Here is a 23,359-nt window from a genome sequence, read left to right as displayed (position 1 = left end):
CCCTACCTCACGCGGCGGCAGCTACAGTCGCAGGACGTTGCGGGCGCCTTCGGCATCCGCGTTGAAGGCGCGGTCCCATTTGGCGATGATGAGCGTGGCGACGGTGTTGCCGATGAAGTTGGTGATGGCGCGCGCTTCGGACATGAAGCGGTCGACGCCGAGGATGAGCGCCATGCCGGCGACGGGCACGTGACCGGTGGCCGAGAGCGTGGCCGCGAGCGTGATGAAGCCGCTGCCGGTGACGCCGGCGGCGCCCTTCGAGGTGAGCAACAGCACCAACAGGAGACCGAGCTGATGCACGAGATCGAGCGGCGTGTCGGTCGCCTGCGCGATGAAGAGCGCGGCCATCGTCAGGTAGATGCAGGTGCCGTCGAGGTTGAACGAATAGCCGGAGGGCACGACGATGCCGACGACCTGCGGCGCGCAGCCCGCGCGCTCCATCTTTGTCATGAGGCCGGGCAGGCCGGCTTCGGACGACGAGGTGCCGATGACGATGAGCAGTTCCTCGCGAATGAATTTGAGGATTTTCCAGAGCGAGAAGCCGCTCGCGCGCGCGATGCCGCCGAGCACAACGACGATGAAGACGATGCAGGTGAGGTAGACGCAGGCCATGAGGCCGGCGAGGGACTTGAGCGAGCCGAGGCCGTATTTGCCGACGGTGAAGGCCATGGCGCCGAACGCGGCGATGGGCGCGAGCTTGGCCACGAGGTTCACCATCATGAAGAATGCCTTCGAGACCTCGTGCAGCAGGTCCACGAGCGGGCGGGACTTGTCGCCGAGCTTCGCAAGGGCGAAGCCGAAGAGCATCGAGATGAGCAGCACCTGGAGAATTTCTCCTTCGACGAAGGCGCTGACGAAGGTGTTGGGCACGAGGTGCAGCGCCCAATCGACGAACGACATCTCCTTCGCGGCCTTGGCGTATTGCGCGACGGCGGAGGCATCGAGCGACGCGGCGGTGGCGTGGACGCCGGAGCCGGGCTGGAAGACGTTGGCGACGACGAGGCCGATGATGAGGGCGAGTGTCGTGACCGCCTCGAAGTAGAGCAGCGCCTTCGCGCCGACGCGGCCGACCTGCTTGAGATTGCCCATGCCGCCGATGCCGGAGACGACCGTCGTGAAGATGATCGGCCCGATGAGCATCTTGATGAGCTTGATGAAGACATCGCCGAGCGGCTTCAGGTCGGCGCCGAGCGTGGGTTGATAATGGCCGAGCAGGATGCCCGCGCCAATGGCGAGCAGGACCTGCACGTAGAGGTGACGCAGGAATCTCATGTGGGGTAGCCGGCGCGAGGGGTGCGCGCGGACGCGGCGGAAAAAAGCCCCGCGGGTGGCGCGGGGCGAGGTTATTCCGGAAGCGTCAGAGTTTCTTGGTCAGCTGCACCGACCATGAGAGGCCGCGGGCCATGAGGTTGTAGACGGACGTGTCGTAGCCGCGGGAGTCGGCGGAGAGCGGCGGGATGCGATCGAAGAGGTTCACGACGCCGACGCGGATGGTGGTGTCGTTGGTCCACTTGTTCTTCGTCTGGAGGCGATATGAGACGTAGGCGTTGGTCATGATCGAATCGCGGACCTTGTAGCGATAGGTCGTGGTGCCGTTGCTGTAGACGGGCACGATGTAGGTCGGCGAACCGAGGGACTGCCAGGTGGCCTGCGTGGTGGTGGCGTTCACGTCGGTGTAGGTGCCGGTGTAGTAACCGGCGAGACCGGCGGCCCATTGCTTGCGGCGCCAGGTGAGGGAGGCATTGCCGCGCCACTTGGGCGTGGCGCCGCCGACGTTCGTGGTATTGGAGTCGCGGTAATCGACGCGCGGACCGGTGGCGGAGTTGTAGGCGTGGAAATCGTTCAGGTAGGTCCACGTCGTGTTGAACGTGAAGTTGCCGATCGACCACTTCGGGAAGCGATAGCTCAGGTCGAAGTCGAAGCCGTTCACGAACTCCGAGGCTTTGTTGAAGTAGGTCGTGCGCAGGATATCGATCGCACCGACGACGGCGCGCTGGTTGCCCGGCGTGCGCGAGGCGTTGTAGGCGGCGAAGAAATCGCGGTCGGCCTGCGTGACGGGGAGGCGGACGACGGCGGGGTCGCCTTGGTAGTTCGCAGTGCCGGAGCCGAGGTCGATGGAGTTGATGTTCTGGCCGGCGGCAAGCGCGGCCTGCGTGGCGGCGAGCAGCGCGGCGGTGTCGTCGGCGATGGAGCCGGAGGAGGCGATGACGTTGCTCTGACGAACTTCCCAGTAGTCGACGCCGAGCGAGAGGCCTTTCACGAACGGCACATCGACGACGATGCCGGCGGATTTGCCCTTCGACTCCTCGGGGGCGAGGTTCGGGTTGCCGGACGCGACGCTGCGGCGGTTCGACGGACCGTCGGTGGGCAGGCCGGTGACGGTGCTGCGGTAGGAATCGGTGCTGCCGGTGACGGTGCGGATGAGCGTGCCGGTGAAGAGCTGCGCGAGGTTGGGCGCGTGGAAACCTTCGTTGTAGGAGGCGCGGACCATCGCCCAGCGAACCGGTTGCCAGCTGAGGCCGAACTTGGGTTTGGTGGTGTTGCCGAAGTCGGTGTAGCGTTCATGGCGTGCGGAGGCGGTGAGCTCGAGCGATTCGACGAGGGGGAACTTCGTCTTCTGACCGACGAGAGGAATGACGGTCTCGGCGTAGGCGGCGGTAACGTGGCGGTTGCCGTGCGTGTCGGAGTTGGGCGAGAAGCCGAGGAAGTCGTTCGCCGCCGGGTCGAGGCCGGAGCCGGCGGGATTCAGGCCGGCGTAGGGCGGGCGGAAGTCGTCGTAGACTTCGCGGCGATACTCGGTGCCGACGGCGAGGCCGATGGTGTTGCCGCCCCAGAGATCGAGGACGTCGCCGCTGGCGCGCGCGTCCCAGCTGCCGAGCTTGGTGATGCCGTTGCGGATGAACTGCGAGCGGAAGGTCTGCTGCACGCTCTCGGGATTCTGGTAGTCGCCGGTGACGACGAGCGTGCCGCCTTGCACGGCGAAGGTGCGGGTGAAGGGATTGAAGGCCTTCGTGGGATCGGTCTGGTTGATGGCGGCGATGAGGAGGCTCTTGCGGGATGGGCCGCCTTCGTCGTCGGTCACGCGGGACTCGCCGTAGAGCAGCGCGGATTCCCAAGACCAGCTGCCGTGGAGTTTGCCGCGCGCGCCGGCGACGCCGCGATAGACGGTGTTGTCGACGGTCGAGGTGCGCGTGGCGAGGTCGGTGAGGCGCTTGTTGCTGATGAGGACGGCGGCGGGCGTGCCGGTGAGGCGGGCGGAGCCGTCGGCGTTGGGCGCGCCGGTGGGCGACCAGAAGCGGGAGCCGAAGGGATTAAAGGGATTATCGACCGGCACGATGATGCTGCCGTCGGTGGAGGCGGTGATGCCGTCGGGCTCGCGGTAGGTGACGGAGTGCGCACGGTAGTAGTTGAAGTCGGCGAAGAGCGTGAGGTTTTCGCGGAGGTCGTATTCGCCGGCGAGGAAGAGGTTGCCGCGCTTCGTCTCGGGCTGGAGGACGCGGTAGGCGTTGTTGTTCCAGTAGAAGTCGTGCGTGACGCCAGCGCGGCTGGGCGTGCTGGTCTGGAAACCGACGCCGGTGGCCGTGGGCACGATGTAGAACTGGCCGGAGCTGGCGACGAGCGACGAGGGAATGCCACTGGTGCGGCCGGCGGTGAACACGCCGTTGGTAACCGTGCCGATGGTGAAGTTGCCGTATTCGGTGGTGGCGGAGCGGGCGTTGAACGTGGTGTTCGTGGAGACGTTCCACGGCGCAGGGGCGCGGTAGCTCATGTCGGCCTCGGCCATGAAGGCGCGGTCGCGCGCGTAGGTCGCGTCGCGTTGGAAGAGGTCGAGCGTGAGGATGCCGCGGCCCTTGCCGTTGGCGAAATCGAAGCCGTGCGTCAGCGAAGCGCGCGTCTCGGCGCCGTCGCCGTAGCGCGTCTCGCCGTAGCGGAGCTGGAGCTCGGTGCCGCGAAATTCGCGGCGCATGATGTAATTCACGACGCCGGCGACGGCGTCGGTGCCGTAGATGGAGGACGCGCCGTCGCGGAGGATGTCGATGCGTTGGATGCCGCGGTTCGGGAGGATGTTGACGTTGGTGGTGAGCGTCGGGACGCCGGCCTCGGACTGCGAGATCGGGTGCGGCGGGAGGCGGCGGCCGTTGAGGAGGATGAGCGTGTTGCTGGAGGGCAGGCCGCGGAGGGAGCTGGAGGAATTATCGCCGCGCGCGGTGGCGCCGAGGGTCGCGGTCTCGTTGCCGGGCAGACCGGTGACCTGCGGGATCGAGATGAGGAGGTCGGCGGGCTGCGAGGCGTCGCGCACGTCCATGGCGTCGCGATCGATGACGGTGACGGGAAGCGTCTTTTCCTGGTCGATGCGTTTCAGGTTCGAGCCGGTGACGACGTATTGATCGAGCTTCACGGGCTGCTCGTCGCGCGGGGCGTCGGGCGCGGGGGCGGCGGATTGCGCGAACGAGAGCGGAACGAGCGCGAGCGGCGCGAGGAGCGCGAGCAGGCGGAGGGTGCGCGAGGTGTGGTTCATGGGCGTGCGGGGTGTTAGGTCGGCTTGGTTCAGTGCGAAAAAAGGAGGCGGGCGGCAGCGGGTGCCATGGCTTTGTTGTTGTGGGCGACACCGGGGACAGTCGAGAGCTTCCAGCGGAAGTCTGCGTCACCTGCCGCGGCGGTCTGTTGCGCGAAGCGGAAGAAGAACTGCCCGCGCGCGAAGCGATAGAGCCCCTGCGCGTCGGCCTCGGGCGTGCGGCGCAGGGATTGGTGGTTCGCATCCGTGTCCGCTTCGCCGAGTAGAACGATCAACGGAAAAGCGAAAACGCGGCGCAACGTCGCCGCATCGGCGGGCGTGCCCCGCAGGCCGTAGGGGAAAGCCCGCTCGAGATCCGGGAGCATATACCAGCCGGCGTTGGCGGCGACGGCGCGGGTGGCGCGGCTGGCGGGAACGAAATAAAGGAAGCGCTGCACGAACTGTGCGCCGGCGGAGTGGCCGTAGATCGCGTAATCGTTGCGCGTGCTGCCGAGGTGCGGGCGCGCCGCGTCGAAGACCGGCTCGATCATGCTGTAGGACCATTGTTCGCGCGGCCGCAGACGGCCCGCGGTGTCGAAGAGGTTGCCGGAGTTGAACGATTCCTCGCCGGGGAATTCGGCCTTCGAAAACTCCGGCACGATGAGCGCGAACTTCAGCGCGTCGGCCTGCTCGATCCAGTCCTGCAGGTATTCCTCGGCGTTGCGGCCCACACCGTGGATCACGACGAGCACCGGTGCATCGGCCGGCGCCGCCGCGGGGCGGTGATACCAGACGGTCAAATGGTGGCCGCCGCTGGTGAACGCGAAGCTGTCGTGCGCGGCGCGCGTCACGGTCGGCATGGCGGCGGCCAGGCTCCAGCAAAACACGATGAGTCGAGCAAAGCTCACGCGAGGATCAGCACGGTCAGTGGGGGCAACGGGGTGAGAGAGGTAAGAGTGCCGGGCCGCATGCTACCAGATTCAGGCGCGTCGCCCAGATGGGGCTCTGCCCGTCGCCATGGCGTATAACTACGTAACGAGCCACGCGATCGGCGGACGCAGCGCGCGCAGCTAGAGCGGGATGTAGCACACCGTGTTCGAGATCATGATCATGATGAACACCAGGCATGTCGTCAGCGGACCGAGGTAGATGCGACCGGTGAGGTTGAAGAAGGCGCGGTTGAAATACGGCAGCACGAACATCATCGGCACGACCGCGAAGAGCAGGTTGATGTAGAGCCAGCCGTCGGTCCAATGCACCGTGCCGGTGCGGGCGTAGGTCGCGTATTGGACGATGATGATGAGCAGCAGTCCGAGCGAGTTGGCGAGGCCGCCGAGCAATTTGCTCCGCCACTCCGGCAGGCCCGCGGGCCGCATCGCGCCGTTCACCCGGAGCGAGTTCGCGAGGAAGAACGGCAGGAACGCCGGCGCATACATCGCGAGGAAGATCAGCAGCGCCGGCTGGAAGACACGCACGCCGAGAAACAGAAACCGGTAGTCGACGTGGAAGACCGCGCTCACCACGAAGAGCAGGCCGTAGAATCCGGCGAACAGCGTGAGCGCGAGCACGGCGGTGCGCGCCAATTCGCCGAGACTCGTGGTCGCGCCCCACATCGCGGGCGTCACGCCGTGCCGGCGGCCGTGCGTGCGGTAACCAAGATAGAACAACAGGAAACCCACCGCGCCGTTCAGCAGCGCCCACAGCATCACGGCGTTGTTCATGCGCTGCGGGAAGAACCACGTCTGCTCGCGCCCTGCCGCGGCGGCGAACCAGCGTTGCGACAGCTCCGCCAGCGGAATGTAGCTGAAGCACGCGACGACCGCGCCCGCGACGAGCAGCGTCCAGAACATGAGCCGGCCCGCGCCTTGCGCGCGCGGTTGGGGCGGCGGCAGCGGATGCGCCAGCGGCTGGAAGAAGCGCACGTGGGCGAGCAGCAGTTGCGCGGCGGGCACGAGCGCGACCAGCGCAGCCACGAGCGCGACGAGCGTCAGCAGCTCCTTCCAGAACCACACTTGATCGCGACTCGAGAGGCCGCTCTTGAGATCGAAAACGCGCTCGAAGAACTCGAGTTGGTTGGCCATCGCCGCGACGCTGTAGGGCTGGAGCGGATGCAGCGTCCGCTCGTTGTGCACCACACGGAGATTCCGCGCCGCCGCATTGCCGTAGAAATGATCCAGCTCCACCTCCGCCACGGGAGTCGTTGCGAGCGCCGCGGATGAGTTGACGAGCCGCAATGCCTCCGGCGCACGCCGCATGTCGCCGTGACCGAGCTCGTTCCGGTAAGCGCCTTCGTCGTAGAGCGCGTAACTGATCCCGAGATTCGAGCGCGCGCGATCGAGCAGCTTGTCCGTCAGCGACAGCACGTAGCCGGAGATGAACGCCGAGTGGAGCTTGCTCGGCCGGCCCGCGCGCTCCGCCTCGCGCCCAAAATACGCCGCGGCTTGCATGACGGCGTTGCCGCCCGCCGAATGACCGGTCGCGCCGAGGCGAGACTTGTCGACGTAGTTGAGCAGCTCGGTGTTCGCGGCGAGTTCCACCACGGCAAACAGACCGTAGCCTTCCAACGTCGCCGACTGCGGACTCATCGACGCGCTCGAGCTGCCTTGCGCGTAAGGATCGATCGCGATTGCGACGACGCCGCGGCGCGCGAGCTCGAGCGCGACATTCGTCATCGTCTCCTTCGAGCGTTGAAAGCCGGGCACGACGACGACGAGCGGCGCCTTATGCTCGACGGTCGCGCTGCGCGGACGGAAAAGGTCCGCCGCGAGCCACTGGCCGTTCTGCGTCGGCAGGTTCAACCCGACCACTTGCACGCGGCCGCCGGAATTCTGGATGAGCGAGGCGAGCAGCGCACTGCCGAGCACCAACAGCACGCAGGCCGCGAGCCAGCGCGCGGCGCGACGGGTCGAGGGCTCGGCCAGCACAGTGGACGCCGGCGACAAAGGAGCAGCGGAAGGGGGCATGGGCAACGGGCGCAGCAGCGTAGCAGGCGGGTCGGCGGCGTCTAGCAGGGAGCCTCGCTGCCCGCGTGGCGTAGTTCTACGCCATGGGCCGCGCGCTTGCGCTCTGGTAAGACTTCGGTGTGTTAGACGTGTCCATGCCCGCCGCCCCCTCCGCCGCACTCACGTTCGTGCTCGTCGACGACACGGCGACGTTCCGCGGTTTGCTGAAGGACGCATTGCAACGCCGCTTCCAGCCGCGCGCGCTGCACGATTTCGGCAATGCGCACGAAGCGCTCGCCGCCTGCCTGGCGCAGCCGCCGGATCTGTTGATCGTGGATCTGTATTTGCGCGAAGCGGACGGCCGCGATCTGGTCCGCGCGCTGCGGCAACGCGGCCTGGCCACGAAAGTCGTCGTGCTCACCGCGCATCCCGAAGCGCAGTTGCCGGCGGAACTCGTCGCGCTGGGCGTCGCCGGTTTCGTGGACAAGAATTCGCCGTTCGAGCAGATCGACCGCGCGGTGCAATGCGTGCTCGACGGCGGCATGTTTTTCTCGGCCACCGTGCCGCCACCCGTGCCGTCGTCGCTCGCGAGTCTGCCGGATTTGCCGCGCCTCGGCGCCGACGCGCTCTCGGAACGCGAACGCGAGGTCGTGCGCCTCGTCGCGCGCGGCATGGTTTCCAAGGAAATCGGCGCGCAGCTCGATCTCAGCACCCGCACCGTGGAAAAACACCGCGCGCGCATTCTCGCGAAGCTCGGCCTGCACGACGTGGCGACGCTCGTGCGTTGGTGCCTGCGCAACGGGCTGGGTTGAGCGGCCGAGCGTTGTGGGAGCGAGCTTGCTCGCGACGGCAGCGAGTCGCGAGCAAGCTCACTCCCACAAGAAACCCTCACTTCGCCGCCACCGGCAGCAGCACGCGGAAGACCGCGCCGCGACCGGGCTGCGATTGCACTTCGAGGCGGCCGCCTTGCAGCGTGAGCAGTTCGCGCGCGATGAAGAGGCCGAGACCGGTCGAGTCTTCCCCTTCCCCGGTCGGTTTCGCGGAGAGGCGCTGGTAAGGCGCGAAGATCTTCGCGAAGTCCGCGGGGCCGAGGCCCGGACCGCTGTCGCGCACTTCGGCGAAGGCCCACGCGCCGGCTTCGCCGAGCGCCACGGTGACGTCGCCGCCGGGCGGCGAGAATTTGAGCGCGTTACCGATGAGATTGTCGAAGACCTGACGCAGGCGCTCGGGATCGGCGAGCACGGGCGGCACGGGAGCGGCGGCGGGCGCGAGCGCGAGGCGCTGGTCCTTTTGCGCGGCGATGGGGCGCAGGCTCTCGACGGCGGCGCGCGCGAGCTCGGCGAGGTCGAGCGCGGTGGTGTGGAGCTGGAGATTGCCCTCCTCCATCGCGGAGGCGTCGAGAAAATCGCGAACCAGCGTGCGCATGCGCGCGGTGTCGGCCTGGATGCCAGCGGCGAGGCGGCGGACGTTCGGTTCGTCGTGCGGGGCGCGTGCGATGAGCCCGGCGGTGGCGTTGAGGGCGGTGAGCGGGACCTTGAGATCGTGCGAGGCCATCTGGAGCAGGCGCGATTTCAACGCCTCCGCCGCCTCGGCTTGCGCGCGGGCCTGCTCGGTGGCGGCGCGCATCCGGCGCTCGGCGCGCAAGCGGACGAGTTGCACGAGAATGATCGCGCCGAGCAGGGTGACGCCGCCGATCAGGCCGGCGGCGAGCGCGAGGTTTTGGGAGCGGCGCTGCTCGAGTTCCGCGGTCTTCACGTCCTGCTCGCGGCGCAGGAGGCGGATCTGGAGCTCGCGCTGTTCGTCGCGATAGCGCGCGCGGAGCTCGTCCATGCGGCGGCGGTCTTCCTCGCGCTGGAGTTGTTCGGTGGCGGCGGCGAGCTTGCGCTGGCTGTCGAGTGCGAGGGCGAACTCGCCGCGCGCCTCGTAGGCGATGGCGAGCTCGCGATGGATTTCGGCGAGCACCTCGGCGCTCTCGAGCGTGCCTGCGACTTGGAGCGCGGTGAGGAGGTGCGCGAGGGCCTCGTCGAGCCGGCCGGCATGGCGGAGCACGGTGCCGAGGCGGCGGTGGGTGTTGGCGATGTAGCGGCGATACTTGAGCGCCTCGAAGGTGGTGAGCGCGCGGTTGAGGTAGCTGAGGGCCTTTTCGGTTTCGCCCTGTCCATCGGCGGCGAGGCCGAGATTGGTGAGCGACTCGGCGATGGCGCGGCGGTTGCCGTAGCCTTCGCGCACGTGGAGGGCCTCGCCATGGATCGAGATGGCGCGCGGGTAATCGCGTTTGCCGAGGTAGTAGTTGCCGAGGCTGTTGAGCAGGCTGGCGCGCATGCGCTCGTCCTTCGCCTCGGCGGCGTAGACGAGGCCGCGGTTGAAGTGCTGCAACGCATCCTCGTCGCGGCCGTAGCGCTGATAGGTGAGGCCGAGGCCGCCGTGCGTGCGGGCGAGCAGCGCGGCATCGCCCAGCGATTCGGCGAGGTGCAACTCCTCGAGGTGGCGCTCGAGCGAGTCGGGGTAATCGCTGAGGTTCCAGTAGAGACGGCCGAGCAGATAGAGAAAATCGATCTGCAGACGCACGTCGCCGAGCCGGCGCGCGCGAGAGAGACCATCGCGGGCCCCGGCGATGCCATCGGAATAATCGCCGCGCCGCCGCTGGAGGTTCACGACGGTGACGAGCGCGTGGAGCGCGTCGGATTCGTTGGCGGATTGCGCGAGCGTCTGGCGCGCGGTTTCCCAGACCTCGTCGCCGTCGGGTGTCTCGGAATCCGTGGCGGTGGAAATGGGCGGGCCGGCGTCGCGCACCGCGCGCGGTGCGGGTTGGGCGCCGGCGAGAAGCGGCAACCCGAGGATCACTAGCAACCGGCACGTGCGACGAAACACAGCCGGCAAATCGCCAGAAGGGGCGCGGGCTTTCAACGCCAATTCCCCGGCCCGGAAAACATGAAGGGGCCGCCTCTGCAGGCGACCCCTTCACGACCTAACACCAAGCAAACCGTAAGAACTATCGATGGGAAAGACGCAGCCCTGCCGAAAACGTTGAATCTTTCTGAAAGTTTTTTCGCGGCGTTTCCGCGGTCGGCGAAACCGACCCCCGAAAACATGAAGGGCGCCCCTTGCGGGGCGCCCTGCATGACCTAACACCAAGCAAACCGTAAGAACTACAAACAAATGATACGCGGAGATAGACGCGGGTTTGCTCAGAAACGTTGAAAATTTTCCGGATAAATTTTGTGAACAACTTCTTCGAAATTCAGCTGGTGTTTCGCGTTGGCGGGGCGTGAGTTAGGCGACGGTTCGGTTCCGGTTTCAGGGCGCGGCAACGCGTCCCGTCTTGTCATAAACGCACGGAAACCATGAACCCTCGTCCCCACCTGTTCGGCGTCCTCGCCGGACTGTTTCTCGCCGCCGGCCTCGCCGGCTCGGCCGCCATCGTCGCTTCGACGCTCACGCGGTTGAACGACAGCAACTCCATCAACGTCACCGGCGCCGCCCGCCGCAACGTCCGCTCCGATCTCGTAATCTGGAACGCCAGCTTCAGCGCCGACGCGCCCACGCTGCTCGAGGCGCAACAACGCCTGCAAGCCGACCTCGCGAAGGTCACCGAGTTTCTCCGCCAGCACAACATCCCGGAGATCGCCGCCGAGCCCGTCGTCATCCGCGAGCTCACCACGAAGCGAAAAGTCGAGGGCGAGGACGACAACTACGCCGTCGTGCGCGTCGGCTATCGGCTCACTCAGGCCTTCGAGGTGCGGTCGGGCGACGTGGAGGGCGTGCCGAAGCTGGCGGCGAACTGCGGGCCGTTGATCGAGCAAGGAGTCGCGCTCGCGTCGAGCGGCTTCGCCTTCATCTACACGAAGGCCGGCGAGGCGAAGGTCGAGATGATGGCCGAGGCGACGAAGGACGCGCGCGCCCGCGCGGAGTTGATTGCCGCGCAGGGCGGGCGACGCGTCGACGGCCTGCGCAGCGCGAAGGTGGGCGTCGTGCAAATCAACCCGCTGCACTCGAGCGCCACGAGCTGGGAGGGCAACAACGACACGACGGCGCTCGACAAAACGATCATCGCCACGATCAGCGCGTCGTTCGCGATGCAGTGACGGCGCGCACGACGCGGAGCCGTCCGGCAGGGGCGCTTGCCCTCAAGCGCCCTTAAAGCGAGGCGCACGTGTGAGATTGCCGAGGGCCGTTGAGGGCAACTGACCCTACCCTCGTCGCAGCGTCGTTTCGCGCAGGTGGGCGCTGACGTCCTCGGCGGCACCGCGCGAACGTGGTGCATGCCGCGAGGGCTGATCTCGTCGCCGCCGGGACGGCGGCGACCACCTCAGAGATGCACTTCCGCCGGCACGATCTTGCCGGCGTTTTCTTTTTCGCGCACCGGCGTGCTCTTGAGCGGATAGCGGAATTTCCGGCCCTCGAAGTTGTGGAACACCACTTCGTCGTCGGTGATTTTCTCCAGATACTCGGGATTGATCGGCACCTTGCCGCCGCCGCCGGGGGCGTCGATGACGTATTGCGGCACGGCGTAGCCGGTCGTGTGGCCGCGCAGCGCCTGGACGATCTCGATGCCCTTCCGGACGTCGGCCTTGAAGTGCGCGCCGCCCGTGATGAGGTCCATCTGGTAAATGTAGTAAGGCCGCACGCGCATGCGGAGCAGGCGGTGCACGAGTGCCTTCATCACGTCGGCATCGTCATTCACGCCGCGGAGCAGCACGCTCTGGTTGCCGAGCGGCACGCCGGCGAAGGACAGGCGCTCAAGCGCGTCCTTCAATTCCCGCGTGGCTTCGCGCGGGTGATTGGCGTGGATGCTCATCCAGATCGGGCCGTGCTTCTTGAAGACCTCGCACAGCTCGGGCGTGATGCGTTGCGGCAGGAAAATCGGGATGCGCGAGCCGATGCGGATGAACTCCACGTGCTTGATGGCGCGCAGGCGGCCGAGCAGGTGATCGAGCTTCTTGTCCGAGAGCAGCAGCGGATCGCCGCCGGAGAGGAGGACGTCGCGCACTTCCGGATGCGCCTCGATGTAGCGGAGGCCCTGCTCGTATTCCGGGTGGAAGTTATAGTCCTGCGCGTTCGAGACGAGCCGGCTGCGCGTGCAATACCGGCAATAGCTCGCGCAGCGATCCGTCACGAGAAACAGCACGCGATCCGGGTAGCGGTGGACGAGGCCCGGCACCGGCGAGTGCTCGTCCTCGCCGAGCGAGTCGAGCATCTCTTCCTGCGACGTGATCGATTCGTCGATGCGCGGGATGACCTGCTTGCGGATCGGGCAATTCGGGTCGTCGCGATCGATCAGGTTGAAAAAATAGGGCGTGATCGCGAGGGCGAGCTTGTGGCTGGCGAAGAGGCAACCGGCCTTCTCCTCGGGCGTGAGCGTCATCAACCGCTCCAGTTGCTCGACCGTCGTGATGCGGTTCTTGAGCTGCCACGTCCAGTCGCGCCAGTCGTTTTCCGGGATGTGCTGCCAGAGTCCTTGGCCCTCGAACCAGGCGGCGCGATCTTCGATGTAAGGCATGATGCTGCAAAACGGCTATTCGGTTGGCCGGGGGTGTCAAACGGCGGTTTGCCGACATGACCCGCACAGTTCCGCCCGAATCTTTCCGGTGCGGCCTCGCGCCCCAACCCGGATAAGCCACGGGCAATTAGCGATTTCTTAGCGCCGCGGCACCGGGACTTAATTAGGCGGCGCAAGCAGCGAACGATATCTTCGGGTATGACCGCCGCCGATGTCACTTACCTCGCGCTCTTCGTTGCCGTGCTCGTGCTCGCCACGCCACCGCTGGGCGCCTGGCTCGCGGCGGTCCTGCGTGGCGAGCCACCGGCCCTTCTCCGCTGGCTCGCGCCGGTCGAACGCGCGATCTACCGCCTGGGCGGCCTCGACGCTTCCGCCGAGATGACGTGGCCGCGCTACGCCGGAGCGCTGATCGTCTTCAATCTCCTCGGCGGCGGCTTCGTCCTCGCGCTCCAGCTCGCCCAAGCGCACCTGCCGCTCAACCCGCAGGGCTTCGCCGCCGTGCCGCTCGGCGTGGCGGTGAACACCGCCGTCTCGTTCCTCACCAACACCAACTGGCAAGCCTACTCCGGCGAGGCGTCGCTCAGTTACCTCACGCAGATGGCCGGGCTCGGCGTGCAAAACTTCCTCAGCGCCGCCACCGGTCTCGCGGTGATGGCCGCGCTCGCCCGCAGCTTCAGTCGCAAATCCACCGCCGGACTCGGCAACTTCTGGGCCGATCTCGTGCGCTCCACGCTCTACGTGTTGCTGCCGCTCTCGCTCGGGCTCGCCGTCGTGCTCGTTTCGCAAGGCGTCGTGCAGTCCTTCGCGCCCTACCCGACCGCCACGACGCTTTCCAGCGCGCCGCAAGTCATCCCACTCGGCCCGGCCGCCTCGCAGATCGCGATCAAGCAACTCGGCACGAACGGCGGCGGCTTCTTCGGCGCGAACTCCGCGCATCCGTTCGAGAACCCGACACCGCTCTCCAACTTCCTCGAAACGCTCGCGATCCTGCTCCTGCCCGCCGCGTGCGTCCGCGCCTACGGCTTGCTCACCGGCGCGCGCCGTCACGCGTGGGTGCTCTACGGCGTGATGCTGGCCTTCTTCCTCGGCGCGCTTGGTCTCTCGCTCTGGGCCGAATACGCCACACCCGGCTCCGCCGCGCTCGCGCTCGAAGGCAAGGAGCTGCGCTTCGGCATCACGCCGTCGATTCTCTGGGCCAACGCCACCACCGTCGCCTCCAACGGCTCGGTCAACGCCATGCACTCCTCGCTCTCTCCCCTCGCGGGCGGGCTGGCGCTGTTCAACATTCTGCTCGGCGAAATCATCTTCGGCGGCATCGGCTCCGGCCTCTACGGCATGGTGGCGATGGTCGTGCTCGCGGTGTTTCTCGCCGGCCTGATGGTCGGCCGCACACCCGAATACCTCGGCAAAAAAATCGAGGCCTTCGAGGTGCGCATGGCCGTGCTCGCGATTTTGCTGCCCTGCGCCGCCGTGCTGCTCGGCTGCGCCGCGTCGTTCGCCACCGCCGCCGGCCGCGCCGCCGCCGGCAATGCTGGCCCGCACGCGTTGACCGAAATCCTCTACGCCTGGGGTTCGATGGCCAACAACAACGGCTCCGCCTTCGGCAGCCTCACCGCCACCGGCGACCTCTACATCTGGGGCGGTGCGCTCGCGATGCTGCTCGGGCGCTTCGGCGTCATCGTGCCCGTGCTGGCACTCGCTGGCCGGCTCGCCGCGAAAAAAATCACGCCGCCCTCGAGCGGCACGTTCCCGACCGACGGCCCGCTGTTCGCCGTGCTCCTGAGCGCCGTGATCCTGATCGTCGCCGCGCTCACCTACTTCCCCGCGCTCACCCTCGGCCCCGTCCTCGAACACCTCCTCCTCGCCGCCGGCCGCACGTTCTGACCACCCCGCGCGTCCCCGGTAATTGTAACCTAATAGGTTACAATTTCGCCGACCACGCCGCTGCTTCACTCCTCCCCTTTCCGCTTTCCGCCCATGAAAACCGCCCGCGCTTCCGCCTGGGATTCCACTCTGCTCCGCCGCGCCGCGCTCGATGCCGTGCGCAAGCTCGACCCGCGCGCACTCTGGCGCAATCCCGTCATCTTCGTCACCGCGCTCGGCGCCCTCGCCGTCACCGCCGTCGCCGCGCGCGATCTGCTCGCCGGCGCGCTCACCGGCTTCACGCTCCAAATCACGCTCTGGCTGTGGTTCACCGTGCTGTTCGCGACGTTCGCCGAAGCGATCGCCGAAGGCCGCGGCAAGGCCCAAGCCGACTCGCTCAAGCGCGCCCGCGCCCAAGTCTTCGCGCGTCGCCTCCGCCGCGATCACACGGAAGAACGCGTCGCCGCCACTGATCTCCGCAAAGGTGACGTGGTCGTCTGCGAAGCGCGCGACGTCATCCCGGCCGACGGCGAAATCATCGAAGGCATCGCCAGCGTGGACGAATCCGCCATTACCGGCGAGTCCGCACCCGTCGTCCGCGAGAGCGGCGGCGACCGCAGCGCCGTCACCGGCGGCACGCGCGTGTTGAGCGACCGCATCGTCGTGCGCGTGACCGTCGAGCCGGGCGCAGGTTTCCTGGACCGCATGATCGGCCTCGTCGAAGGCGCCTCGCGTCAACGCACACCGAACGAAATCGCCCTCGGCATCCTGCTGGTCGCGCTCACGGCCGTCTTCCTCGGCGTCGTGGCGACGCTGCCGTTTTTCGCCCGCTTCAGCGAGTCGCTCGCCGGCCAACCCGGCGCGGTGGACACTTCGCTGCCCGTGCTCGTGTCGCTCTTCGTCTGCCTGATTCCCACGACCATCGGCGGCCTGCTCAGCGCCATCGGTATCAGCGGCATCGACCGCCTCATCCGCCGTAACGTCATCGCCACCTCCGGCCGCGCCGTCGAGGCCGCCGGCGACATCGACGTCCTCCTCCTCGACAAGACCGGCACTATCACGCTCGGCAACCGTCAGGCCGTCGAGTTTCTCCCCGCACCCGGCGTCACTGCCGAGCGACTCGCCTCCGCCGCGCAACTCGCCTCGCTCGCCGACGAGACGCCCGAGGGCCGCAGCATCGCCGTGCTCGCAAAGGAAAAATTCAACCTGCGCGAACGCGAGGTCGCCGCGCCGCACGCGACATTCGTGCCCTTCGCCGCGCAGACGCGCATGAGCGGCGTCGATCTCGCCGGCCGTTCCATCCGCAAGGGCGCCGCCGACAGCGTGCGCGCGTGGGCCGCCGCGCAAGGCGGCGCGTGGCCCGCCGAGGTCGCCGCCACGGTCGAGCGCATCGCCAAGGCCGGCGGCACACCGCTCGTCGTCGCCGAGGGCGCGACCGCGCTCGGTGTCGTTTACCTCAAGGACGTCGTCAAGGGCGGCATCAAGGAGCGCTTCGCCGAACTCCGCCGCATGGGCATCCGCACCGTGATGATCACCGGCGACAATCCGCTCACCGCCGCCGCCATCGCCGCCGAGGCCGGCGTGGACGACTTCCTCGCGCAAGCCACGCCCGAGATGAAACTCGCGCGCATCCGCGCCGAGCAATCCGCCGGCCGTCTCGTCGCGATGACCGGCGACGGCACCAACGACGCGCCCGCGCTCGCCCAAGCCGATGTCGGCGTCGCCATGAACACCGGCACGCAAGCCGCACGCGAAGCCGGCAACATGGTGGACCTCGACTCGAACCCGACGAAGCTCATCGAGATCGTCGAGATCGGCAAACAGCTGCTCATGACGCGCGGCGCGCTCACGACGTTCTCGGTCGCCAACGACGTCGCGAAATACTTCGCCATCATCCCCGCGATGTTCGCCGGCCTTTACGCCGTCGCCGGCGGCGCCGGCCCGCTCGCCGCGCTGAACCTCATGGCACTGCACTCGCCGCAGAGCGCGATTCTCAGCGCCGTGATCTTCAACGCGCTCATCATCGTCGCGCTCGTGCCGCTCGCCTTGCGCGGCGTCGCCTACCGCGCGTTGCCCGCCGCCGACCTGCTGCGCCGCAACCTCGTCGTTTACGGCCTCGGCGGCCTCGTCGCGCCGTTCGCCGGCATCAAGCTCATCGACCTGCTCCTCGTCGCCACGCATCTCGCGTAATGCACGCCCGAGCCAATTCAATCTTGAACACAGAGGTCACAGAGGACGCAGAGAAATTTCACCCGAAGAATGCGCCGGCAGGAAGCGCAGAGCGCCGACCGTCGCTGCCTTCGCTTCCTTCGTGTGAGCCTCCGGACTCTCTGTGTCCTCCGCGCCCTCTGTGTTAAAACTTCTGCCGAATTTCATGAAAACCACTCTCTCCGCCCTGCGCCTGCTCATCGCGCTCACACTTCTGGCCGGCCTGCTCTACCCGCTCGCCGTCTGGGCCATCGGTCGCGCGTTTTTCCGCGACGCCGCCGAAGGCTCGCTCGTGCGCCGCGACGGACGGCTCGTCGGCTCCGCGCTGCTCGCGCAAAAGACCACCGACCCGCGCTACTTCTGGCCGCGCCCGTCCGCTGGCGACTACGCCACGGTCGCCTCCGGCGCCAGCAACCAGGCCTGGACCAGCGCTGCGCTGGCCAAGTCCATCGCCGAGCGCCGCACCGCCTTCGCGCCTTTGGACATCACCGGAGTCCCTGCCGATCTGCTCACCGCCAGCGGCAGCGGGCTCGATCCGGACCTCTCACCGGCCGCCGTCCGCTTCCAAATCGATCGCGTCGCCTCCGCCCGGCACCTCACGCCGGCCCAACGAAATGCGCTCGTCGAACTCGTTGCGCGCCACACCGAAGGCGGGCAGCTTAGTCCGGCCCGCGTCAACGTCCTCCGCCTCAACCTCGCGCTCGATCGCACCTTCGCCGCTCCGTGAACGACTCCGTCCGACCCGATCCCGATTCGCTGCTCGCTGCGTTGCAGACACGCGCGGCCCGGGCGCGGCGCGGACACTTGAAGATCTTCCTCGGGATGTGCCCCGGCGTGGGCAAGACCTACGCCATGCTGCGCGCCGCCCAGCGCGAACGCGCCGCCGGCACCGACGTCCTGGTCGGCCTCGTCGAGACGCACGGCCGCACCGAGACCGAAGCGCTGTTGTCCGGCCTGACCGTTCTGCCGCGCCGCGCCATTGAGCATCGCGGCGCGCAACTCGGCGAACTCGACCTCGAGGCCGCACGCGTCCGTGCACCACGCCTGCTGCTCGTCGACGAGCTCGCCCACACCAACGCTCCCGGCTCGCGCCACACCAAGCGCTGGCAGGACGTCGTGGAGTTGCTCGAGTCCGGCATCGACATCCTCACCACGCTCAACATCCAACACGTCGAGTCGCGCGCCGACGCCGTGCGCGGCATCACCGGCGCCGTGCAACGCGAGACTGTGCCCGACTCCGTGCTCGACCTCGCCGACGAGCTCGAGCTCGTCGACCTCACGCCCGAGGCGTTGCTCGAGCGCTTGCAGGAAGGCAAAGTCTACCTCGGCGAACGCGCGGCGGCGGCCGCGGAAAACTTTTTTCAGGAATCCCACCTCGCCGCGCTGCGCGAACTCGCCCTCCGCTACACCGCCGAGCGCGTCGACCGCCAGCTGCGCGATCTGCGTTCCGGTGCCGCCAAGCAGACCGTCTGGCGCAGCGGCGAGCGTCTGCTCGTCGCCGTGGGCGCGAGCCCATTTTCCACCCAGCTCGTGCGCTGGACGCGCCGCCTCGCCGCGGCGCAAGGCGCAGCGTGGCTCGCCGTGCACGTCGAACCGCTTTCGCCGCTCGCGCCCGAAGACCAGCGCCGACTCGACCAGAACCTCGCTCTCGCACGCGAACTCGGCGCCGAGATCGTCGTGACGCAGGACGAGGACATCGCCGCCGCGCTCGTCCGCTCCGCCATCCAGCATAACGCCACGCAGATCGTCATCGGCAAGCCGCGCACGCGCCGCTGGCTCGACCTCTGGCGCGGCACGTTGGTCGACCGGCTGCTCCGCCTCGGCGGCAAGATCGACGTCTACGTCGTGCCGGTCGAAGACCGCGCGCCGCTGATGGATCTCGTGCGCTTCGACCACGAGCTGCGCAGCGGCGCAGGCGAATACGCGTTCGCTGGCGCCACACTGGCCGTCATCACGCTCGGCGGCCTGCTTTTGCCGCCGAATTACTACCTCGCGTGCGGCCTCGTCTACCTGCTCGCCACGATCCTGCTCTGCCTGCGCGTCGGCCGCGGGCCGGTCCTCGCGGCCGGCGTGCTCAGCGCTCTGGCATGGAATTTCCTCTTCATCCCGCCGCGTTTCACCTTCCGCATCGAGAAGGTCGAGGACGGTCTGCTCTTCGGCACGTATTTCGTCGTCGCGCTCGTGGCCGGTCAACTCACCGCGCGCATCCGCGCCCAGGCGGTCGCCGAGCGCCGCCGCGAGGGGCGCGCCGTGGCACTGTTCCAACTCACCCGCGCGCTCGCCGCCGCGCGCACGCTCGACGAGGCCGTCTTCGCCGCGCTGCGCCAAGCCGACCAGCTCTTCGGCGCCAAGACCGCCCTCCTGCTCGGACACGACGCGGCGACGCTCACGCCTCACTTCGCCGGCTCGTTCGCTCTCGACGCCAAGGAGCGCGGCGTCGCCGACTGGGTGCTGCTGCACCGGCGACCCGCCGGACGCTTCACCGACACGCTGCCGGCCGCGACGGCGTTCTACCTGCCGCTCGTGCGTGAGGACCGCGCCATCGGCGTGCTCGGCGTCGCCGTGCCGCGCGACCGCGACCTGACGCTCGCCCAGCGCGATCTGATCGAGGCTTTCGCCCGCCAGCTCGCGCTCAGCGTCGAACAGGAACAACTGCGCGAGGCGAGCGAACGCGAGAAGCTGCTCGCCGAGTCGGAGAAACTCCATCGCGTGCTGCTCGACAGCGTGTCACACGAGCTGCGCACGCCACTGGCGGTCATCACCGGCTCGTTGGAAAACCTGGCCGACGCTCCGACCAGCCTGCAAGGCACGCTCGTCGACGAAGCGCGCGCCGCCGCGCGGCGGTTGAACCGGCTCGTAGGCAACCTGCTCGACCAGACGCGACTCGAGAGCGGCGCGCTGCGGCCGCGGCTCGATTGGTGCGACGCGCGCGACCTGATCAACGCCGCCCTCGACGGGGTGCGCGACGAGCTGGTCGGTCATCCGCTCGAGATCGTCGTGCCGGCCGACTTGCCGCCCGTGCGCGCAGATTTCGCGCTGACGGAGCAGGCGCTCGCCAACCTGCTGCTCAACGCCGCGCGCCACACGCCGGACGGCACGCCGGTCTTCGTCACCGCCGGCACGGAGCGCGGCGGGCAACGCATGTTTTTCACCGTGGCGGACCGCGGTCCGGGCTTTCCGCTGGAGATGCGCGAGCGGCTGTTCAAGAAATTCGAGCGTGGCGACGCGGCCCGCGCCGGCGGCCTCGGGCTCGGCCTGTCGCTCGTGCGCGGCTTCGTTGCGGCGCAAGGCGGCGAGATCGTGGTCGGCGCCAACCCCGGTGGCGGCGCGGTGTTCACGATTTACCTGCCGCACCGCAAGCCCCAGTCTCCTCCGGCCGAATGACTGTGTCCGCCGCCAACGCCTCCCTGCTCGTCGTGGACGACGAGAAGCAGATCCGGCGGCTCCTGCGCGTGACGCTTGAGTCGGGCGGTTACGTCGTGCGCGAGGCGGAGAACGCCACGCTCGGCTTGCAGGAGGTCGCGCATCAGGCACCGGACGGCATCATCCTCGATCTCGGCCTGCCCGACCTCGATGGCGTCGAGGTCATCCGCCGCCTGCGCGAGTGGTCGCGCGTGCCCGTGCTGGTGTTGTCCGTGCGCGAAGGCGAAGAGGACAAGATCGCCGCGCTCGACGCCGGCGCGGACGACTACCTGACCAAGCCTTTCGGTGGACGCGAACTGCTGGCGCGCGTGCGCGCCATCTTGCGTCGTGCACCAGCGGCATCGGAGGCGGCGTTGGTGAAATTCGGCGACATCGAGATCGACCTCGCCGGACGCGTCGTGCGGCGCGCTGGCGCGGAAGTGCATCTGACGGCGAAGGAGTTCTCGTTTCTCCGGCTGCTCGTCCAACACCGCGGCAAGGTGGTGACGCAGCGGCAGATTCTCCGCGAAGTCTGGGGCCCGGCCGCCGAGGAGCGCACCGACTACCTGCGCGTGCACATGACGCATCTCCGGCAGAAACTCGAAGCCACCCCCGCCACCCCACGCCACCTCCGCACCGAGGCCGGCATCGGGTATCGGTTGGTGGAGTGAGGCTTGGGGAGCAGCGCCCGCGCTCCGTCTGCGTCACAGCAGGGGGATTTTGGGAAAACCTCTAGACAGGGTCCGCAGAACTGCCTTTCGTGCGTCTTTAATGTCCGCTCCCCAGCCCGCAGTCCTCGCGCTCGAAGATGGCACGGTGTTCCACGGTGCCGCGTTCGGCGCCGCCGCCACCATCGCCGGCGAATGTGTGTTCAACACCTCGCTGACCGGCTATCAGGAAATCCTCACAGACCCCTCCTACTTCGGCCAGATCGTCACGATGACCGCCGTGCAGATCGGCAACTACGGCATCAATGTCGAGGACGAGGAGCACAGCGGCCCGAAGGCGTCCGGCTTCGTCGTGCGCGAGGTCTCGCCCGTCGTCAGCAACTGGCGCAGCCAGATGTCGCTCGACGCCTATCTCAAGAAATACGGCATCCCCGGCATCAGCGAAATCGACACCCGCGCGCTCACCAAAAAACTCCGCGTCACCGGCGCGATGAAGAGCTGCCTGAGCACATTGCCCATCTCCGACGCCGACGCCGTCGCCCGCGCCCGCGGCTGGCAGGACATGGCCGGCAGCGATTACGTCAAGGACACGACTTGCAAGGCGCCCTACATCTGGAGCGACACCGACCCGACGCGCCACAACGCCGCCTATCTCCCCGTCGGCACCACGCTCGGCGTGCAGCCGCCGCACACGAAGAAGTTCAAGGTCGCCGCCTTCGACTACGGTGCGAAATACACCATCTTCCGCAAACTCGTCCGTCACGGCTTCGAGGTGCACGTTTTCCCCGCCACCGCCACGCACGAACAAGTGCGCGAAGCCGGCGTCGATTGCCTCTTCCTCTCCAACGGCCCCGGCGATCCGGCCGCGTTGCCCTACATCCACCAAACGGTCAGCGCGCTGCTGCCGGATTACCCGACCTTCGGCATCTGCCTCGGCCACCAGATGATCACGCACGCCCTCGGCGGCACGACCTACAAGCTCAAGTTCGGCCACCGCGGCGGCAACCAGCCGGTGAAGAACCTCGAAACCGGCCGCGTCTCGATCACCGCGCAAAATCACGGCTTCGCCACCGACCCGAAATCAATCGAGGGCAAGGGCGCCGTCGTCACGGAGATCAACCTGAACGACAACACGGTCGAAGGCCTCCGCCACAAAGAGCTGCCGGTGTTCTGCGTGCAGTATCACCCCGAAGCCGCCCCCGGCCCGAACGACGCCGACCCGCTCTTCGAGGACTTCTACAAGATGGTCGCCCAGCGCAAGGCGGGCAAAATCTGAACCGAGCGGCCGCGCCGGAGTCTGACACGACTGTGTCCGCCCCGACCGCTCGCGCATTGGTCGCCGCTCTCTCCCTCGCTCTTGCCAGTTGCATGAGCCGACCGTCGACATCGCCCTACCGGCGCGTCGACCAGACCACGCCCGCCTACCGCGAGGCGGTCGCCCACGAGACCGCCACCGCAATCGCCCAGGGCAAGTCCGCCGCCGAAGTCGAGAAATCCGCCGAGCGCCGCGTGACGAGGCAGTTCGTCGCCGCCGAGAAGCAGCGTCGCCTCGACTTGGTCGCGCCTTTGACCGCGGCTCTGACGACTTTGGACCAGCCGCGGGGCTGTTGGGCCTACACTATGACGATTCGCACCACCCGCGACGGCCGCACGACCGTCACCGTGGAACGCTTCGATCCCTATCAACCGGAGGAAAAGCTCTGGACCCTCTTGAACCGCGACGGCACGACGCCCACCGAAGCGACGCAGGCCGACTACCGTCGCACCAAGCTGCGGGCTTGGCAGAAACAGCAAGCACACGACGCGAAACGGAAACTCCCGCTGGCCGAGCAGATCCGCGCCAACGCTCTCTACACCGAGTTGGAGACCGAAACCGCCGCAGACCCGGGCGTCATCACCTACCGCTTCGTGCGCGAGGCGGTGCACTGGACCTTCATCGGCGACCTGCCACGCCAACGCGAGACCTACGTCGTCGACACTGCAACAGCCGCCGTGCGGCGGCACGAAACGGTTTATCTCGGTCCGTCCAAGATACTCGGCCGCCTGACCATTGAAGCCTTCGATCAGGCGACCGATTACGGCATGATCGACCCCGCGCTGCCGCCGTTCCCGGTCAAGGGGACCGCCCACTCCCGCTACCGCACGTTCGCGGGCCCGATCCACGAGGAAACCGTGGAGAAGACCTATTCCGACTATCGCCGCGTAAAGTGCTACGATGACCGCTTCCAAGCCATCCCCGGCGAGCTGCGACCGATCGACATCGTGCCTGGCGACGAGTGAA

General features: G+C 67.7%; 15 protein-coding genes. 9 read left to right on the top strand and 6 right to left on the bottom strand.

Annotation, left to right across the window (positions count from 1 at the left end):
* Positions 1-21: 21 nt before the first annotated feature.
* The 4 genes from KF715_14355 to KF715_14340 form a co-directional block, all read right to left on the bottom strand.
* Positions 22-1,272, bottom strand: a complete 1,251-nt coding sequence (locus KF715_14355; GenBank protein MBX3737874.1) for a dicarboxylate/amino acid:cation symporter — start codon at positions 1,270-1,272, stop codon at positions 22-24.
* An 85-nt stretch (positions 1,273-1,357) separates the two neighbouring features.
* Entirely contained in the window at positions 1,358-4,519 is a 3,162-nt protein-coding gene (locus tag KF715_14350) for a TonB-dependent receptor (GenBank protein MBX3737873.1), read from the bottom strand.
* Positions 4,520-4,548: 29 nt separating this feature from the next.
* Entirely contained in the window at positions 4,549-5,403 is an 855-nt protein-coding gene (locus tag KF715_14345) for a hypothetical protein (GenBank protein ID MBX3737872.1), read from the bottom strand.
* Between the two features lie 162 nt (positions 5,404-5,565).
* Positions 5,566-7,437 carry a hypothetical protein gene (locus KF715_14340; GenBank protein MBX3737871.1) on the bottom strand — a complete coding sequence of 624 codons (1,872 nt, stop codon included), beginning with the start codon at positions 7,435-7,437 and terminating at the stop codon, positions 5,566-5,568.
* A 155-nt stretch (positions 7,438-7,592) separates the two neighbouring features.
* Here KF715_14340 and KF715_14335 point away from each other — a divergent pair, with 155 nt between their 5' ends.
* Positions 7,593-8,249 (top strand): response regulator transcription factor, encoded by a 657-nt coding sequence (locus KF715_14335; protein ID MBX3737870.1) that lies wholly within the window; start codon positions 7,593-7,595, stop codon positions 8,247-8,249.
* A 76-nt stretch (positions 8,250-8,325) separates the two neighbouring features.
* On the opposite strand, the gene KF715_14330 is transcribed toward KF715_14335, so the two are convergent.
* Positions 8,326-10,287 (bottom strand): tetratricopeptide repeat-containing sensor histidine kinase, encoded by a 1,962-nt coding sequence (locus KF715_14330; protein MBX3737869.1) that lies wholly within the window; start codon positions 10,285-10,287, stop codon positions 8,326-8,328.
* A 494-nt stretch (positions 10,288-10,781) separates the two neighbouring features.
* Here KF715_14330 and KF715_14325 point away from each other — a divergent pair, with 494 nt between their 5' ends.
* Positions 10,782-11,522, top strand: a complete 741-nt coding sequence (locus KF715_14325) for an SIMPL domain-containing protein (GenBank protein ID MBX3737868.1) — start codon at positions 10,782-10,784, stop codon at positions 11,520-11,522.
* A 224-nt stretch (positions 11,523-11,746) separates the two neighbouring features.
* Here KF715_14325 and KF715_14320 read toward each other — a convergent pair whose 3' ends face one another.
* On the bottom strand, positions 11,747-12,937 hold the full coding sequence (locus tag KF715_14320; GenBank protein MBX3737867.1) for a KamA family radical SAM protein: 1,191 nt from the start codon (positions 12,935-12,937) through the stop codon (positions 11,747-11,749).
* Positions 12,938-13,135: 198 nt separating this feature from the next.
* Here KF715_14320 and kdpA point away from each other — a divergent pair, with 198 nt between their 5' ends.
* The 7 genes from kdpA (at position 13,136) to KF715_14285 (ending at position 23,358) form a co-directional block, all read left to right on the top strand.
* Entirely contained in the window at positions 13,136-14,821 is a 1,686-nt protein-coding gene (gene kdpA / locus KF715_14315) for a potassium-transporting ATPase subunit KdpA (GenBank protein MBX3737866.1), read from the top strand.
* Positions 14,822-14,914: 93 nt separating this feature from the next.
* Positions 14,915-16,990 carry a potassium-transporting ATPase subunit KdpB gene (gene kdpB / locus KF715_14310; protein MBX3737865.1) on the top strand — a complete coding sequence of 692 codons (2,076 nt, stop codon included), beginning with the start codon at positions 14,915-14,917 and terminating at the stop codon, positions 16,988-16,990.
* 184 nt (positions 16,991-17,174) lie between these two features.
* Positions 17,175-17,735, top strand: a complete 561-nt coding sequence (kdpC, locus tag KF715_14305) for a potassium-transporting ATPase subunit KdpC (GenBank protein MBX3737864.1) — start codon at positions 17,175-17,177, stop codon at positions 17,733-17,735.
* Positions 17,732-20,392 (top strand): sensor histidine kinase KdpD, encoded by a 2,661-nt coding sequence (locus tag KF715_14300; GenBank protein MBX3737863.1) that lies wholly within the window; start codon positions 17,732-17,734, stop codon positions 20,390-20,392. The genes kdpC and KF715_14300 overlap by 4 nt, the downstream gene beginning before the upstream one ends.
* Positions 20,389-21,081 carry a response regulator gene (locus tag KF715_14295; protein ID MBX3737862.1) on the top strand — a complete coding sequence of 231 codons (693 nt, stop codon included), beginning with the start codon at positions 20,389-20,391 and terminating at the stop codon, positions 21,079-21,081. The genes KF715_14300 and KF715_14295 overlap by 4 nt, the downstream gene beginning before the upstream one ends.
* A 100-nt stretch (positions 21,082-21,181) precedes the next feature.
* Positions 21,182-22,354, top strand: coding sequence for a glutamine-hydrolyzing carbamoyl-phosphate synthase small subunit (carA, locus tag KF715_14290; GenBank protein ID MBX3737861.1), 1,173 nt, complete (start codon positions 21,182-21,184; stop codon positions 22,352-22,354).
* 92 nt (positions 22,355-22,446) lie between these two features.
* Positions 22,447-23,358: a hypothetical protein gene (locus tag KF715_14285; GenBank protein ID MBX3737860.1), complete on the top strand. Its 912-nt coding sequence runs from the start codon at positions 22,447-22,449 to the stop codon at positions 23,356-23,358.
* Position 23,359 lies beyond the last annotated feature (1 nt).

It is taken from the genome of Candidatus Didemnitutus sp. (genome assembly GCA_019634575.1).
Taxonomy (GTDB): domain Bacteria; phylum Verrucomicrobiota; class Verrucomicrobiia; order Opitutales; family Opitutaceae; genus Didemnitutus.
This window is presented reverse-complemented; position numbering and strand designations above follow the sequence as displayed.